Raw genomic sequence first — 13,838 nt, forward strand, 5'->3', positions numbered from 1 at the left:
CCCTGGGTGCTTGCCATCACGCTGATCGCATTGGGTGTCGGTTTGTTGATCCAGCTTTCATGACGGAGTGACGGCAATGGATATCGATCCGATCAAGCGCGTCTACCGCGTCCGTGACGGATATTGGTTTGCCCCCAAGCTGTTCGGTATCGGTGCGACGCCGGTCACATGGCAGGGCTGGGTGGTGATACTCGGCTATGCCGCCGCGATGTTCGGGATGTTCAGGTTTCTGCCCGGCCTCGTGCCACACATCATTGCCGGGGTCGCGCTGACCGCGGCGATGATCGTCATCACCTCGCGCAAGACGGATGGCGGCTGGCGCTGGCGTTGGGGGCTGGATCGCTAGCCAAACGCCTCGTCGAGCAATCGCGCCAGCCGCAACCCGCCGCGCTCGACTTCCAGCCGGGCGATCGGCACCAGTTTCTCGATCGTCGCCTGGTCGAGCTTGGCGCGGGGCGGGACCTGACCGCAGGCGTCGCCGCCCAGCGCGGTCGCATAGGTCGCGTCGTGCGCCACCTGCCAGCTCTCGCGGCTCCAGTCCTCGACGCTGCCGGCCTGGATCGCAGCCTTCTCTTCCGGCGAATAGCGCCGCACCAGGGAGGGCGGGGTCGAGATTGCCCGCTCGGCGAGATAGCCGTCCCAGATCGTGTGGAGGTTGAGCCGCTCGGCCGTATAGATGCCATAAGCGGCGCTGACCTTGTTGCCGCCGAGATCGTCGCGGTCACCGGCATGGAGCGGCTGATGCAGATCGCCCATGAAATGGATCAGGAAGGCCAGCGCCTGGACGCGCTCGCGCATCGGCAGCGTCTTGTCCTTGAGCAATTTCATGTCGCGCTCGATCTGCGCCGACACGCAATTGCCGTCGCGGCAGGCCGATTTCAGGTCGAACGGCTTGCACACATTGACGTTCTGATAATGCCAGTTGGAGCTGTAGCTGAAGCGCGGCCCGAGCGTCTTGATGCAGTCGGCCCACACGCTGGCCTGTTCGATCGTCCTGGCCGGGCAGGTCGGGGTTTCGAGCAGCGCCGCATGGCGCAGGATGCGGTCGATCGCGGCGCGGGTTTCCGGTCTGGCGTTGCGGTAGCCGATCGTGGCGACCGTCTCATGGCCATATTCCCAATAAGCGGAAACCGGTGCGGCGACGGTGGCCGCGAGCAAAGCGAGCAGGGCGGGGAGGATGCGATTCATGGGCTCCGCTCTACTCTTCTCGCTTGTCCGGACAAGAGCGAGGCGTGCGCGTCCTACTCGTCGCCGTAGATCGCGATCGCCCGCTCGCCATAGGAGGTTGCGCGAGCGCGGTTCATACCCGCGGTGATGAAGCTCCACGCCAACTCGCCGTTTGGCGCGGCAACGATCACGCCCCCGGTGCCCCCCAGCGCGCGGACATCGGCCAGCACCGCGTCGGCTGCGTCCTGCACGGTCGCACCGCTCAGCCGGACTCGGGCGCAGATTTCGTGCGCAACGCCAGCGCGGATGAAGAACTCGCCCGCGCCCGTCGCTGATACTGCGCAGGCGCGGTCATCGGCATAGGTACCGGCACCGATCAGCGGCGAATCGCCGACTCGTCCCCAGCGCTTGCCGGTCACGCCGCCGGTCGAGGTCGCCGCCGCGACATGGCCCTGCGCGTCGCACGCGACAGCACCGACCGTGCCGTACTTCATGTCGACGTCGAACGCGCCGCCACCATGCGACTTGAGCTCGTCCAGCTGCCGGCGCCGTTCGGGCAAGGCGAACCAGTCCTGGCCCGCCTGTTCGAGTCCCGCATCGATCGAGAAGGCGTCGGCGCCCGCGCCCGACAGCAGTACGTGCCGTCCGTCCGCCATCACTGCTTGTGCCAGATCGACCGGGTGACGCGTCGCGGTGATGCCCGCTACAGCGCCGGCGCGTCGGTCGCGCCCGTCCATGATCGCTGCGTCGAGCTCGGCCACGCCGTCGAAGCTGAGCGCTGCGCCACGCCCGGCATTGAAATGCGGATCATCCTCGAGCACGCGCACCGCTGCTGCGACCGCGTCGAGCGCCGATCCGCCGCTGTCGAGCACCGCCGACCCGGCGTCGAGCGCACCCGCCAACCCGGCGCGGGTACCGGCATCCTGCTCCGGCGTCAGGCGATCGCGCGTCATCATCCCTGCCCCGCCATGGATCATCAGCGTCCAGCGCGGGTTGGAAACGGGGTCAGGCATGAACAGGCTCCAGTCGGAAGATCAGATAATCGCGGGTCTGGTATCAGATGATACCGGCCGCGCCACCCTTGCGCGCAGTCCGATCAGCGGCCGAAGCCATCCGACCTCGCGCCCGATCAGGTAGAAGGCCCAGCATCCCGCGACCGTGGTCAAGACGAGGATGGCGAACTCGGCGCCTGCCGGCAGGCCGTACGGCAGCAGCAGGAACTCGACCCCGACGATAATCGTCTGATGGATGATATAGAAAGGAAACACGGCCTCGGTGAGCATCGCGCGCCACCGATGGTCGCGGTTCCAGTGCGTGTCGGCAAAACCGATCAGCGCGACGATCGTGCTCCAGCCCTGCGCGGCGCGCGCCCAGGAAAAGGCCTGGCCATAGGGCCATGGCATGGCGCTGCCGGGCCAGTTCCACTCGATCGTCGCGACAACCGCATAGCTTGCCACCGCTACGACCGCTGCAGGACGCCACCAGCGGCCGATCGCGGCGAAGGCAGGTTTTGACCCGGCCAGCGCGAAGCCGAACAGGAACCCCGGGAGATATTGAGCATGCGCGACCCAGTCGCCGAACAGGGCATGAGTCTCGCGCGCGCCGGGGAACAGCCAGGCCGCGACCAGGATCAGCCAGATTACCGGAATCAGCCAGACGGCGATGTTGCCGAACAGCCGGTCGAAGATCGCCTGCAGCGGCAGCCGGCGGAGCAAGGCGATGCCGATCGCCAGCGCCATGGTATAGACCCACAGATAGACCACGAACCACAGATGCTGCCAGGTCGGCAGGATGATCCCGGCCAGCGTACCGAAGCGGAAATAGTCGTGCAGCCAGAAGCTCCACAGGCTGCCGGCATAGCTGAACTTGGTCGTCACCTCGACCCAGGGCTGGAGCGGGATGACGACGATCACACCGAACAGCAGCGGGATCAGCAGCCGCTTGCTGCGCGATCCGGCGAACGCGCCGGCCCCGCCCCCCTTCAACAGGAGTGCGCGGCTGGCATAGCCCGAGACGACGAACAGCAGTAGCAATCGCCAGCTGTTGGTCGCGAGCATCGGGATCGCGACCCATTCCATCGGGTGCGCCGTCTTCACATGGAAGTCCCATGGCACGAAGACCATGCCGATATGGTAGAAGATCAACAGCCCGAAAGCGCCGATCCGAAGCCAGTCCAGTCCGAAATGCCGTTCCATCGCAGTCCCTTTAGCAAGTAAGAGGCGGCTGGCTAGCGAGCAGCGCGATCGCCCGGTACCGATGAGGGACCGGCGGCGGCGATCAGGGGACGAGGGTGACGGGCAGCGGGACCAGCGGCGGGGATGGTGGGACGAACGGCGCGCGGCGGCGGCTCGCGCTGCTGCTCGGTGCCGGTTTCGCGGTGGTCCTGATCGCGATCATGGTCGCCGACGCCGAATCGATGATGAGCGACTTCGCCTCGGCCGGCGTCCCGGTTACCCGCACTCATGTCTGGGTATGGGAAGTGTCGAGTATCATCGCCTGGCTCAGCCTGGCGCCGCCAATCTGGTACATGATCGCGAAAGTCCGCCCGCCGCGCTTCAGCTGGGTCCAGGTCGCGCTGATCCTGATACTGGCGACGGTTCCCGTCTCGGCTTGGCACGTCGGCGTGATGGTGGTGCTGCGCAAGATCTTCTACGCGTTTGAGGGGCAGGCCTATCATTTCTTCGGGCCGCTTAGGAACCCGCTGCTCTACGAATATCGCAAGGATGTCGGCACCTATCTGCAATGGGCCGGCATGGCGGCGGTTGTGCAGTGGTTGCTCGCCAATACCGGTGCCGCGACGCAGCCATGGCAGGAGCCCGGCGCGGCCTTTCTCGCGGTCGCGGACGGTGCGGTCACGCATCAGGTGCCGGTGGGCGAGATCGACCAGGTGGTCGCGGCAGGCAATTATGTCGAGATCGGCTGGGGCCCGCGCACCCTGCTCCACCGCGCGACGCTTGCGACGGTCGAGGCGGAGCTGGGCGACGCGTTCGTGCGCATCCATCGCAGCCGCATCGTCCGCCGCGCCGCGATCCGCCGGGTCGAGACTGACCGCAGCGGTGACTTCACCATCGATCTGGCGAACGGCGTCAGTGTGCGGGGGAGCCGACGCTATCGGGCTGCACTGCAGGCGTGACCCGGGGCAGCGCGCGCAGGCCGATCAGCGGCCGCAGCCAGTTGATCTCGCGTCCGATGAGGTAAAAGGCCGCGCACGCCGCTGCGGTGACGGCGAACAGCAGGGCGAACTCCGTCCAGGGCGCGAGGCCAAGCGGCAGCGTGAACCAGGCCGTCACCACGATCACCGGGTGATGGATGATGTAGAAGGGGAAGACCGCTTCGCCCAGCGTCGCGCGCCAGCGATGGTCATGGTTCCACCCGGTCTCGGCGACATGCAGCAGTATGACGATCATGCTCCATGCCATGACGACCCGCGCCGATCGGTCGAGCGCCATCTGCAGATGCGGCGGGATGTGCTCGCCCTGATAGGTCAGCTCGAAGGCAATGACGAAGACGCCGCTGATCAACGCCAGCAGTCCGGCCGCGCGCCAGTGACGCGCGATCGACGGCCAGAGCCGCTGCGATCCGCCAAGCGCGAAGCCGAACAGGAAGACCGGCACGTAGAGCGCATGGCCGGCCCAGTCGGTGAACAGGCCCTGTTGTTCGGGCACGACGAACAGCAAGGCCAGCTTGGCCGTGACGAGCAGGCCGAGCGGCGCCCACAGCATTCGGGTGCCGCTTGCCAGCCAGTCGACTCCGCGCTGCAGCCGCGCGATGCCGCCGCCCCAGGTGAGACATGCCGCCAGCAGCATGGTATAGGCCCAGAGATATTCGACGAACCACAGGTGCTCGACGCTCGGGAAGCTGCGCCCGTAAAAGGTGCCAATGCGCCAGTAATCATTGGCCCAGAAGTGCAGCAGACCGAACGGATATCCCTTCTCCAGCACGCGCACCCACATTTCGGGCGGCACGATGACGGCCATCGCGAAGCCCCAGGGAATCAGCAGCCGAGCGCAGCGCGAGCGCACAAAGCTCTGTACCGAGGGCGATTTCTCGAACAATTTGCGCGAAGCATAGCCCGATACCGCGAACAGCAGCGGCAGGCGCCACGGCGTCAGCGCTGCCATCGGCGCGACCAGCTCGGGATAAGTATGGGCGGACTTCACCACCCACTCCCACGGCGCGAACACCATGGCGATATGGTACAGGATCAGCAGGCCGAACGCTGCGATGCGCAGCCAATCCAGGCCGTAATGACGACTGCTCTGTGTCAAATGGTCCAGCTTCGTAAGAGTCCGTCATTCTGCTATAGCGGCATTCCAATCACCAAAAGGTTAGGACGCACCATGCGGATCGGCGGCTGGATCGGATTGGGAGTTTTGCTCACGGCCGGGGCGGCGACACCGGCGGTGCCGCAGATCGGCCAGGCGCTGAAGATCGCGCGCAATAATCAGCCGCCGCCATTCGCGTTCGATCCGCGCAAGGCGCCGCCCGCGCCGGACTATGCAAGCGCTTCGAACTGGGCCGCCCTGCCGACGATGCGCGACGAGGCGGATGTCACGCCGCGCGGCGTGACTGGGGTCGACCAGCGCGAAGCCTCCGCCGATGTCTTCTTCATTTACCCGACCGTGCTGATGAGCCGCACGCAGTGGAACGCCGATGTCCGCGATGCCGCGCTCAACCGAAAGATCGAGGAAACCACGATCCGTGCCCAGGCAAGCGTGTTCAATGGTTGCTGCGCGATCTATGCGCCACGCTACCGCCAGATGACGCTGGGCGGCTATATCAAATGGTCGGCCAATAGCGACGCCGCGACCGAGCTTGCGTACGGCGATGTCGCGCGGGCGTTTCGCTACTTCCTCGCCAATCACAATAAGGGACGGCCGTTCATCATCGCCGGGCACAGCCAGGGATCGCGGCTCGGGCGCCTGCTGATCGAGCGCGAGATCGACGGCAAGCCGGTCGCGCGTCGCCTGATCGCGGCCTATCTGATCGGCACCTGGATCGAGAAGAACTGGTTCACCCGCCTGCGCGACGTGCGCGCCTGCACCCAGGCTTATGACACCGGCTGCGTCGTCACCTGGTCGACCTATGCGCAGGGGCGCAACGCGTCGCTGCAGCGGGTCAACATCGGCCGGCAATCGAAATACACGCCGGAGACAAGGATCAGGCCCTATGCCGGGATCAATCCGTACAGCTGGAGCACCGCCGATGCGATGGCGCCCAAGGCGCTGAACAAGGGCAGCTGGCTGTACGGCACGGGCGCCGGCCCCGCTGCGCCGGTACCCGGACTCGTGTCGGGCCGGATGCGCGACGGCGCTCTGTACATCTCGCCGCCGGGCAAAGCCTATACCGACCTGATGATCCCGTTCGGCAATTTCCATAATGTCGATTACAATGTCGCCTATATGAACCTGCGTGAGAATGCCTGGGTGCGGCTGGGCGCGTTCTGGAAGCAATAGGTTCCGCCGTCGCCACGGTCGCGCTATAGGCGTTATGAAGAACCCCGAGGAATCCTATGTCCCTTCGTCCGTGGCGCGACATCATCCGCCGCCAGAGCCGCCAGATCATGGTCGGCAACGTCCCCGTTGGCGGCGACGCGCCGGTCACCGTCCAGACGATGACCAACACGCTGACCTCCGACGCGAAGGCGACGATCGCCCAGATCCGCCGCTGCGAGGATGCCGGCGTCGATATCATCCGCGTGTCCTGCCCCGATGTGGAGAGCACGGCAGCGCTGAAGCAGATCGTGCGCGCCAGCCGTGTGCCGATCGTCGCGGATATCCATTTCCACTATAAGCGCGCGCTTGAGGCGGCCGATGCGGGCGCCGCCTGCCTGCGCATCAACCCGGGCAATATCGGTTCATCGGACCGGGTGCGCGAAGTGGTCAATGCGGCCAAGGCCAATGGCTGCGCGATCCGCATTGGCGTCAATGCCGGCAGCCTGGAAAAGGACCTGCTCGAAAAATATGGCGAGCCCTGCCCCGAGGCTTTGGTCGAATCCGCGCTCGATCATATCAAGCTGCTGCAGGATCATGATTTCCACGAATTCAAGGTCGCGGTGAAGGCTTCCGACCTGTTCCTCGCGGTCGCCGCCTATCAACAGCTTGCCGAAGTGGTCGATTGCCCGCTGCATCTCGGCATCACCGAGGCGGGCGGGTTCGTCGGCGGCACGGTGAAGAGCGCGATCGGCATCGGCAGCCTGCTTTGGTACGGCATCGGCGACACGATCCGCGTCTCGCTCTCGGCCGAACCGGAAGAGGAAGTGCGCGTCGGCTTCGAGATCCTGAAAAGCCTCGGCATCCGCAACCGCGGCGTCCGCGTCATTTCCTGCCCGAGCTGTGCGCGCCAGGGCTTCGACGTGATCCGCACCGTGCAGGCGCTGGAGGAACGGCTCCAGCATATCCGCACCCCGATGTCGCTGTCGGTGCTCGGCTGCGTGGTCAATGGCCCCGGCGAAGCGCGCGAGACCGATATCGGTCTGACCGGCGGCGGCAACGGCAAGCATATGGTCTATCTGTCGGGCGTCACCGACCACACCGTATCGAGCGCCGATATGCTCGAGCATATCGTCAAGCTGGTCGAGGCCAAAGCGGCCGAGATCGACGCGGCGGACGAAGCGCGCGCGGCGGCGTGATGCGCATCGCCCTGGCGATGTCGATCCTTGCCGTGACGATCGGTGAGGGTGTGGCATTTGCGCAGGATCGTCCGGTACCCGTCACCATTGATTGTCATGCCGATGGCAAGTCGACTGCGCCGATCGTGGCGGGCGAGCGGGTCGATGACCCGGTGTCGCCAGCGTCGTCGGGCGCTATCGCCCGGCTGATCCCCAACAAACATGCGCGCATCGTTTTCATCAATGGCACGGATGGCACGGAGATGTCGTATCAATGCCTTGGTGGAATGATCTACACGCTGCAAATGCTGGGTTACGACCGCTTGGAACTCGTCAGCGAGCCGCCCGTGGCGGGCAGTGATCGATGAAAACGGCTCGCCGCCATTAGGACATTATTTGCCATCGCTCTTAGCCCCGGCCTAACGCCTGATCGCTAAAGCGGGCGGCATGAAGATCGCGCTTGCCCTCATGGCCGTAACGGGCATCGCTATCGGCCTGGCCATCCCGACCGCCAAGCCCAAGGTCACAGCCGCGCCGGCCGCGCAGCCGGCGGCGGCCGTGCCGGCCAAGGATGTGCCGGTCGAGACGGTGCTCGATCGTATGCCCAGCGGCCATTTCCTGGCGGTCGCCGACGTCAATGACGAGCCGATCCGCTTCGTTGTCGATACCGGTGCCGACACCGTTGCGCTGACGATGGAGGATGCCAAGCGCGCCCATGTCGCATTTGATCCGTCGCAGTTCCAGGTCGTCGGCCGGGGCGCTGCGGGCGATGTGCGCGGGCAGGAGGTGCGGATCGCCGACATCGTGCTCGACGGCAAGCGTGCGACCGATGTCCGCGCCGTGGTGCTGGAGGGAAGCGACATGTCGCTGCTCGGCCATACCTATCTGCGCCGCCTGAGAAATGTGCAGATCAGCAACGACAAGATGACCCTGCGCTAGCCTGACCGGCCCTGCGCCGCACTGTCGCGTAGCAGAGGAGCGAGGGATGCGAAGTCGTCATCCGCGCTCCCGGTCGCAAGCGCCCGGCGGAAGAGCGTATCCATCGCGTCCGGTATCGCGGCATTCAACGCGCGTTCCTCGCACGCTTCGAGCAAGTGCCGAAACGCACCATAATGGGCACCCAGTGACGCCAGCGTTTCGTCGTCGCCGGCAAAGCGGCGGGCGTGTGTCCGGCCGATCACATCGTAGAGCGCCGCATCGACGACCGGCTTGAAGGCAGTGAAGTGACGCTCGAACGCGCGCAGGTCGAGGCCCTCCGCCGCGGCGACCGCCATGCCCTGGAGCGCTCCGAACAGTCCGCCCCACATCTGGGTCAGCAGGGCAGTATCGAGTGCTGATGCCTGGCCCGGCGCCTCGCCGACATATTGCGTGTTGCCGCCGAGCGTCCGAAGCAGCTCCTTATGGCTTTCATAGATCTCCGGGCGTCCCGAATAGAGCAATGACGTATCCGGCTTGCCGATGAAATCCGGCGTGGCCATGATCGCCCCGTCGAGATAGCTGCCACCCTGCTCCTCGATCCAGTGCGCCTCGTCGCGCGCCAGGCGCGGCGAGCCGGAGGTGAGCTGCACGACGGTTTTTCCGCGCAGTGCCACCGCCACCGCGTCCTGTTTCAGCAGCGCATCGCTGGCGGCGTGATCCAGGACATTCACGATCACCACATCCGCGGCGCGAACCCCATCCTCCACGTTCGCGGCCAGTGTCGCCCCGCGTTCGACCAGCGGCGCGCATTTTTGCCGGGTCCGATTCCACACCCGTACGGAATGGCCGCCGGCGAGCAATGCCCGGACGATGGCCGAGCCCATCCGGCCCGCGCCGAGAACGCAGACTGTCGATTTCATTGTCATCTCTCCATGGGCGGCCGCCTGTCACGATACGGTCGAGAGCGTTTGCCGCGCTGGGCGAGAAGATATAAATTTCGCTGAAGGTGAGAAGTACGCACCTTCAGGTAAGCGCCCAAAATCGAAAGAAAGGGATCTGACAATGAGGCGGAAGGAACGGGACAGCTGCGGCTTCGCTGCCGCCCTGGATGCAATTGGCGGCAAGTGGAAAACCTCAATCCTGTGGGAGCTGCATTTGCGCCCGCACCGGTTTGCCGAACTGCGCCGATCCTTGGGCGGCGTCAGCGAAAAGATGCTCACCCAGCAATTGCGGCAGATGGAAGCCGATGGGCTGGTCAGTCGCTGTGATCATGACGAGGTGCCGCCGCGCGTGGATTATTCGATCACGCCGCTCGGCCTGAGCCTGAACGACGCCGTGACCGCAATGTCGGCATGGGGGAAATATCACGAAACATGGAAATCCGGGCAGCAGGAAGCAGCCTGATCCGAACCGGCAGGGTCGGGCAGCATGTGCCTGCGACCGGCGTTTTGCCCCTGTTTTCCCCTGTTATCCGCCGAAAAAAAACCCACCCCTGTTAAGTTGGATTTCAGGTGCGATTTATTGGATCATTTTCAACGGTTTGACCCTCATTTCCCCTGTTATCGATAACAGGGGTGAAACAGCGGCATAACAGGGGTCGCCGGCACCGGAACAGGGGTGCCGGATGTCCAACATATCCAACGATGAGAAAGAGCGCGCCGGCATGCCGAAGAGCATCCCGTCCGCGATCACGCTGTCACAAGTGGTTCGGTGATTGAATCGCCAAGTGGTCCGCCGGATCGGCATTCGTTGTGGTGACGTGACGATTCCGCGCCGCTATCGCATTGGGTATGAAGCCAAGCACCACCGCCTTCGCGATCGCGACACTGGGCATCGCCCTGTTCTCGTGCATGGACGCGCTGATGAAGGGGCTGACGCTGGCGATCGGGGCCTACAACACCTTGCTGTGGCGTAACCTGGCCGGGGTCGCGATCAGCGGTGTGCTGTTCCTCGCGACCCGCACTGCCTGGCCGGCCCGTGCGGTGATGCGTGTCCATCTGATTCGCGGCAGCGTATCGGCGGTGATGGCGGTGACGTTTTTCTGGGGGTTGGCGCGGGTGCCGATGGCGCAGGCCGTGGCGCTCGCCTTTATCGCGCCGCTGATCGCGCTGTTTCTCGCCGCGGTGCTGCTCAAGGAACATGTCGGGCGGGCCGCGATCATCGCGTCGCTGTTGGCAATTGCCGGTGTCGGCATCATCCTGGCCGGCCAGGCGCGCGCCGAACTTGGGCATGAGGCGCTGCTCGGCACCATCTCCATCCTGACCTCGGCGGTATGCTATGCGTACAATATCATCCTGATGCGGCAGCAGGCCCAGCTTGCCGGACCAATCGAGATCGCCTTTTTCCAGAGCGTGATCGTTGCCGGAATCCTCGCGTTCGCCGCGCCCTGGCTGGCGGTCGTGCCGGCGCTCGGCCATGTACCGGCGATCGCGGGCGCGGCGCTGCTCGCGGTCGGCTCGCTGCTATTGCTCAGCTGGGCCTATGCGCGCGGCGAGGCGAGTTATCTCGCGCCGACCGAATATACCTCGTTCCTCTGGGCGTCGCTGCTTGGCTGGCTGGTGTTCGGCGAGACCGTGTCGCTGTTCACGCTGGCCGGCGCCGCGCTGATCATCATCGGCTGCGTGATCGCGGCGCGGCGCCGTCCAGTTCCCATCTCCAATGTAGAGGCTGCTCTATGACCATCGCCATCCGTCCTGCCGTTCCTGCCGATATCGCCACGATCCTTGGTTTCGTACGTGAACTCGCCGAGTTCGAGCGCGAACCCGATGCGGTGACCGCGACCGAGCCGCATCTGCACGACGCATTGTTCAGCGCGCCGCCAGCGGCCGAGGCAGTGATCGCCGAGCAGGACGGCGTACCGATCGGCATGGCGGTGTTCTTCCATAATTTCTCGACCTGGACCGGCGTGCGCGGGATCTGGCTGGAGGATCTCTATATCACGCCGGCCGCGCGCGGATCGGGCGCGGGCAAGGCATTGCTGGTCCATCTCGCCGGGCTGGCGGTCGATCGCGGCTGCGCGCGGTTCGAATGGGCAGTGCTCGACTGGAACGTGCGCGCAATCGATTTCTACCGTGCGATGGGGGCCGAGGCGATGGACGAATGGACGACGCAGCGCGTTTCGGGCGAGGCGCTCGTCACGCTGGCGGGGAGGGGTTGATGGCCTGGATCCTGCTGATCATCGGCGGTTGTTTCGAAATCGGCTTCACCACCTGCCTTCGCTATGTCGACGGCTTTCGCAACCTGCCCTGGACGCTCGGCTTCCTTGCCTCGGTGACGCTGTCGATGGCGTTGCTCGAAATCGCGTCTCGCTCGATCCCGATGGGCACCGCCTATGCGGTCTGGGGCGGGATCGGCGCGCTCGGCACGGTACTGGTCGGCATCGCCTGGTTCGGCGAGCCGGCGACGCTGCCGCGGTTGTTGCTGATCCTCGGCGTGGTCTTGTGCATTGCCGGGCTGAAGCTGACGTCTGGGCATTGAGAGGAGGGTAGGATGGCGGTCGATATCGGACTGGTCGATTGGGTTACCGAGGCGATGGCGCCGGTCGGCACGGTGACGATGCGGCGCATGATGGGCGGTGCGACGCTCTATCTCGACGGTACGGTCTTTGCGATAGTCGGGCTGGAGGCGCTGTGGTTCAAGGGGGATGCGGAGAGCGACGCCGTCTGGGACGCAGCAGGTTGTCCGCGCTTCACCGTCGAGATGAATGGTGAGCTCAAGTCGATGAACTACCGTCGCGCGCCCGACGATGTGTATGACGACGCCGATGCACTCAGGGAATGGGGCGGACTGGCGCTGGCGGCTGGGCTGCGCGCGCCGCCCAAGAAAGCCAAAGCTAAGAAGAGCGGGGTGAAAAAAGCCGAGGCGCGAACGACGCGATAAGCGCCGCGACGAGCAGCGCAAACCAGGCGAGGACGAAGCCGGTCATCATGCTGCCGCGTGGGAAGATGGTCAGGCCGTACAGCGCGTAGAGCCCGCCGCCGAGCAGGATCAGCCCGAACGCGCCGGTAAGCCATTTGCGGGCGGCGATCAGCGCTACGCCAATGCCCGCCGTGCCGAGCGCGAGCAGCGCGAATTTGACATGCACCGCCCACCATAAGGGATCGAGCAGCGACTGGGTGCCGGGCAGGTCGCGCAGGATCGCATAGAGCAGCACGCCCTCGATCTCGTCACTGAGTCCGGCAATCGCCAATGCGACAATCGTCAGCGTGCGCAAGGTGCCGCGCGAGCCCGCCGCCAGCGCACCGAGAATCAGGAAGGCGGTATAGGCCGGAATGAAGCCGAATTCGTCAAGCAGCAGGCCGGTCTTTTGCGCCGCGACCAGCGCCGACCGGCAGGGGTCGCTGCCGAACAGCAGCGCCACTTCGGCCGGCGTGCGCACGAATTCGAACGCGATGATCGGGGTGAGGTCCCCGATCGGGCCGCACGCGACCAGACCGGGGATCTGACCGAACAGCCAGGAACAGAAGAATGCGACGACACCCGCCACCGCACACCAGCGCCAGGCTGCCCGGGCGCTCAAGCCGGTTCAGCCGCCTTGGCAACCTTGGCGGCTTCGATCGCCTCGACCACAATCCGCTTGGCTTCCTCGGCGTCGCCCCAGCTGCCGATCCGGACCCATTTCTGCGGCTCCAGATCCTTATAGTGGGTGAAGAAATGCTCGATCTGCGCCAGCACGATCGAGGGCAGATCGCCACGCTCGCCGACATCGGTGTAATAGGGGAAGGTCGTATCGACCGGCACGGTGATCAGTTTCTCATCGCCGCCGGCTTCGTCTTCCAGCTTGAGCACGCCGATCGGCCGGACACGCACGACGCTGCCCGGAATGAAGGGCGAGCGGGCGATGACCAAAGCGTCGAGCGGATCGCCATCAGGCGAGAGCGTATGCGGCACGAAGCCGTAATTGGCCGGGTAGCGCATTGGGGTGTGCAGGATGCGGTCGACGAACAGCGCGCCCGATTTCTTGTCGAATTCATACTTCACCGGCTCGCCGCCGACCGGCACCTCGATGATGACGTTGAGGCTGTTCGGCGGATCGTCGCCGACCGGAATCATGTCGATACGCATTTCTGGATCCTTCACTTCGTTCAGAGTGCGGCGCCGGCCCGCTCCCCCTCCCGGCCACCCACAGAATATCCTGAATGGG

Annotated in this window: 18 protein-coding genes; 11 read left to right on the forward strand and 7 right to left on the reverse strand. The window is 65.1% G+C overall.

The features are described from left to right. Window positions 1-76: 76 nt before the first annotated feature. Entirely contained in the window at window positions 77-346 is a 270-nt protein-coding gene (locus ACRECS_RS15490; protein WP_431583849.1) for a hypothetical protein, read from the forward strand. Here ACRECS_RS15490 and ACRECS_RS15495 read toward each other — a convergent pair. The 3 genes from ACRECS_RS15495 to ACRECS_RS15505 are packed head-to-tail and all read right to left on the reverse strand — an operon-like array spanning window position 343 to window position 3,362. After that, complete coding sequence (locus ACRECS_RS15495; RefSeq protein ID WP_431583850.1) at window positions 343-1,188, reverse strand: S1/P1 nuclease; 846 nt, start codon at window positions 1,186-1,188, stop codon at window positions 343-345. The genes ACRECS_RS15490 and ACRECS_RS15495 overlap by 4 nt on opposite strands. Before the next feature lie 53 nt (window positions 1,189-1,241). Further along, window positions 1,242-2,180 (reverse strand): isoaspartyl peptidase/L-asparaginase family protein, encoded by a 939-nt coding sequence (locus tag ACRECS_RS15500; RefSeq protein WP_431583851.1) that lies wholly within the window; start codon window positions 2,178-2,180, stop codon window positions 1,242-1,244. A 21-nt stretch (window positions 2,181-2,201) separates the two neighbouring features. Then, window positions 2,202-3,362: an acyltransferase family protein gene (locus ACRECS_RS15505; protein ID WP_431583852.1), complete on the reverse strand. Its 1,161-nt coding sequence runs from the start codon at window positions 3,360-3,362 to the stop codon at window positions 2,202-2,204. 95 nt (window positions 3,363-3,457) lie between these two features. On the opposite strand from ACRECS_RS15505, the gene ACRECS_RS15510 reads away from it, so the two are divergent. Beyond that, the gene (locus tag ACRECS_RS15510) at window positions 3,458-4,300 is read left to right on the forward strand and encodes a LytTR family DNA-binding domain-containing protein (protein WP_431583853.1); all 843 of its coding nucleotides are present in this window, start codon (window positions 3,458-3,460) and stop codon (window positions 4,298-4,300) included. On the opposite strand, the gene ACRECS_RS15515 is transcribed toward ACRECS_RS15510, so the two are convergent. Continuing rightward, on the reverse strand, window positions 4,254-5,435 hold the full coding sequence (locus ACRECS_RS15515) for an acyltransferase family protein (RefSeq protein WP_431583854.1): 1,182 nt from the start codon (window positions 5,433-5,435) through the stop codon (window positions 4,254-4,256). The two genes, ACRECS_RS15510 and ACRECS_RS15515, sit on opposite strands and share 47 nt — an antisense overlap. A 72-nt stretch (window positions 5,436-5,507) precedes the next feature. Here ACRECS_RS15515 and ACRECS_RS15520 point away from each other — a divergent pair, with 72 nt between their 5' ends. The 4 genes from ACRECS_RS15520 to ACRECS_RS15535 all read left to right on the forward strand — a co-directional run bounded on the left by ACRECS_RS15520 (window position 5,508) and on the right by ACRECS_RS15535 (window position 8,716). Beyond that, entirely contained in the window at window positions 5,508-6,623 is a 1,116-nt protein-coding gene (locus ACRECS_RS15520; RefSeq protein WP_431583855.1) for a DUF3089 domain-containing protein, read from the forward strand. 56 nt (window positions 6,624-6,679) lie between these two features. Continuing rightward, on the forward strand, window positions 6,680-7,798 hold the full coding sequence (gene ispG, locus ACRECS_RS15525; RefSeq protein ID WP_431583856.1) for a flavodoxin-dependent (E)-4-hydroxy-3-methylbut-2-enyl-diphosphate synthase: 1,119 nt from the start codon (window positions 6,680-6,682) through the stop codon (window positions 7,796-7,798). After that, window positions 7,798-8,145, forward strand: a complete 348-nt coding sequence (locus tag ACRECS_RS15530) for a hypothetical protein (RefSeq protein ID WP_431583857.1) — start codon at window positions 7,798-7,800, stop codon at window positions 8,143-8,145. Before ispG ends, ACRECS_RS15530 begins: the two co-directional genes overlap by 1 nt. 79 nt (window positions 8,146-8,224) lie before the next feature. After that, complete coding sequence (locus tag ACRECS_RS15535; protein ID WP_431583858.1) at window positions 8,225-8,716, forward strand: retropepsin-like aspartic protease family protein; 492 nt, start codon at window positions 8,225-8,227, stop codon at window positions 8,714-8,716. On the opposite strand, the gene ACRECS_RS15540 is transcribed toward ACRECS_RS15535, so the two are convergent. Next, the gene (locus tag ACRECS_RS15540; RefSeq protein WP_431583859.1) at window positions 8,713-9,579 is read right to left on the reverse strand and encodes an NAD(P)-dependent oxidoreductase; all 867 of its coding nucleotides are present in this window, start codon (window positions 9,577-9,579) and stop codon (window positions 8,713-8,715) included. The genes ACRECS_RS15535 and ACRECS_RS15540 overlap by 4 nt on opposite strands. Between ACRECS_RS15540 and ACRECS_RS15545 the strand changes: the two genes are divergently transcribed. The 5 genes from ACRECS_RS15545 to ACRECS_RS15565 all read left to right on the forward strand — a co-directional run bounded on the left by ACRECS_RS15545 (window position 9,566) and on the right by ACRECS_RS15565 (window position 12,574). Next, window positions 9,566-10,099, forward strand: coding sequence for a winged helix-turn-helix transcriptional regulator (locus tag ACRECS_RS15545; protein WP_431583860.1), 534 nt, complete (start codon window positions 9,566-9,568; stop codon window positions 10,097-10,099). The two genes, ACRECS_RS15540 and ACRECS_RS15545, sit on opposite strands and share 14 nt — an antisense overlap. A 386-nt stretch (window positions 10,100-10,485) precedes the next feature. Then, window positions 10,486-11,373: a DMT family transporter gene (locus ACRECS_RS15550; RefSeq protein ID WP_431583861.1), complete on the forward strand. Its 888-nt coding sequence runs from the start codon at window positions 10,486-10,488 to the stop codon at window positions 11,371-11,373. Then, a complete protein-coding gene (locus tag ACRECS_RS15555; protein WP_431583862.1) occupies window positions 11,370-11,852 on the forward strand; it encodes an N-acetyltransferase family protein in 483 nt (160 codons plus the stop codon). Before ACRECS_RS15550 ends, ACRECS_RS15555 begins: the two co-directional genes overlap by 4 nt. Further along, complete coding sequence (locus ACRECS_RS15560) at window positions 11,852-12,172, forward strand: DMT family transporter (RefSeq protein ID WP_431583863.1); 321 nt, start codon at window positions 11,852-11,854, stop codon at window positions 12,170-12,172. The genes ACRECS_RS15555 and ACRECS_RS15560 overlap by 1 nt, the downstream gene beginning before the upstream one ends. 12 nt (window positions 12,173-12,184) lie before the next feature. Then, window positions 12,185-12,574 (forward strand): TfoX/Sxy family protein, encoded by a 390-nt coding sequence (locus ACRECS_RS15565; RefSeq protein ID WP_431583864.1) that lies wholly within the window; start codon window positions 12,185-12,187, stop codon window positions 12,572-12,574. On the opposite strand, the gene ACRECS_RS15570 is transcribed toward ACRECS_RS15565, so the two are convergent. Beyond that, on the reverse strand, window positions 12,528-13,214 hold the full coding sequence (locus ACRECS_RS15570) for a hypothetical protein (RefSeq protein ID WP_431583865.1): 687 nt from the start codon (window positions 13,212-13,214) through the stop codon (window positions 12,528-12,530). The two genes, ACRECS_RS15565 and ACRECS_RS15570, sit on opposite strands and share 47 nt — an antisense overlap. After that, entirely contained in the window at window positions 13,211-13,759 is a 549-nt protein-coding gene (gene ppa, locus ACRECS_RS15575; RefSeq protein WP_431583866.1) for an inorganic diphosphatase, read from the reverse strand. Before ppa ends, ACRECS_RS15570 begins: the two co-directional genes overlap by 4 nt. Window positions 13,760-13,838: the final 79 nt, after the last annotated feature.

The organism is Sphingomonas sp. (assembly GCF_050725575.1).
In the GTDB taxonomy this organism is placed as follows: Bacteria; Pseudomonadota; Alphaproteobacteria; order Sphingomonadales; family Sphingomonadaceae; genus Sphingomonas.

Excerpts from the sequence above, each read along its gene's own strand:
- ppa (WP_431583866.1), bottom strand. The coding sequence starts at position 13,759 with ATGCGTATCGACATGATTCCGGTCGGCGACGATCCGCCGAACAGCCTC.
- ACRECS_RS15530 (WP_431583857.1), top strand. The coding sequence starts at position 7,798 with ATGCGCATCGCCCTGGCGATGTCGATCCTTGCCGTGACGATCGGTGAG.
- ACRECS_RS15535 (WP_431583858.1), top strand. The coding sequence starts at position 8,225 with ATGAAGATCGCGCTTGCCCTCATGGCCGTAACGGGCATCGCTATCGGC.
- ACRECS_RS15550 (WP_431583861.1), top strand. The coding sequence starts at position 10,486 with ATGAAGCCAAGCACCACCGCCTTCGCGATCGCGACACTGGGCATCGCC.
- ACRECS_RS15545 (WP_431583860.1), top strand. The coding sequence starts at position 9,566 with ATGGCCGAGCCCATCCGGCCCGCGCCGAGAACGCAGACTGTCGATTTC.
- ACRECS_RS15560 (WP_431583863.1), top strand. The coding sequence starts at position 11,852 with ATGGCCTGGATCCTGCTGATCATCGGCGGTTGTTTCGAAATCGGCTTC.
- ACRECS_RS15555 (WP_431583862.1), top strand. The coding sequence starts at position 11,370 with ATGACCATCGCCATCCGTCCTGCCGTTCCTGCCGATATCGCCACGATC.
- ACRECS_RS15565 (WP_431583864.1), top strand. The coding sequence starts at position 12,185 with ATGGCGGTCGATATCGGACTGGTCGATTGGGTTACCGAGGCGATGGCG.
- ACRECS_RS15520 (WP_431583855.1), top strand. The coding sequence starts at position 5,508 with ATGCGGATCGGCGGCTGGATCGGATTGGGAGTTTTGCTCACGGCCGGG.
- ispG (WP_431583856.1), top strand. The coding sequence starts at position 6,680 with ATGTCCCTTCGTCCGTGGCGCGACATCATCCGCCGCCAGAGCCGCCAG.
- ACRECS_RS15495 (WP_431583850.1), bottom strand. The coding sequence starts at position 1,188 with ATGAATCGCATCCTCCCCGCCCTGCTCGCTTTGCTCGCGGCCACCGTC.
- ACRECS_RS15540 (WP_431583859.1), bottom strand. The coding sequence starts at position 9,579 with ATGGGCTCGGCCATCGTCCGGGCATTGCTCGCCGGCGGCCATTCCGTA.
- ACRECS_RS15500 (WP_431583851.1), bottom strand. The coding sequence starts at position 2,180 with ATGCCTGACCCCGTTTCCAACCCGCGCTGGACGCTGATGATCCATGGC.
- ACRECS_RS15505 (WP_431583852.1), bottom strand. The coding sequence starts at position 3,362 with ATGGAACGGCATTTCGGACTGGACTGGCTTCGGATCGGCGCTTTCGGG.
- ACRECS_RS15490 (WP_431583849.1), top strand. The coding sequence starts at position 77 with ATGGATATCGATCCGATCAAGCGCGTCTACCGCGTCCGTGACGGATAT.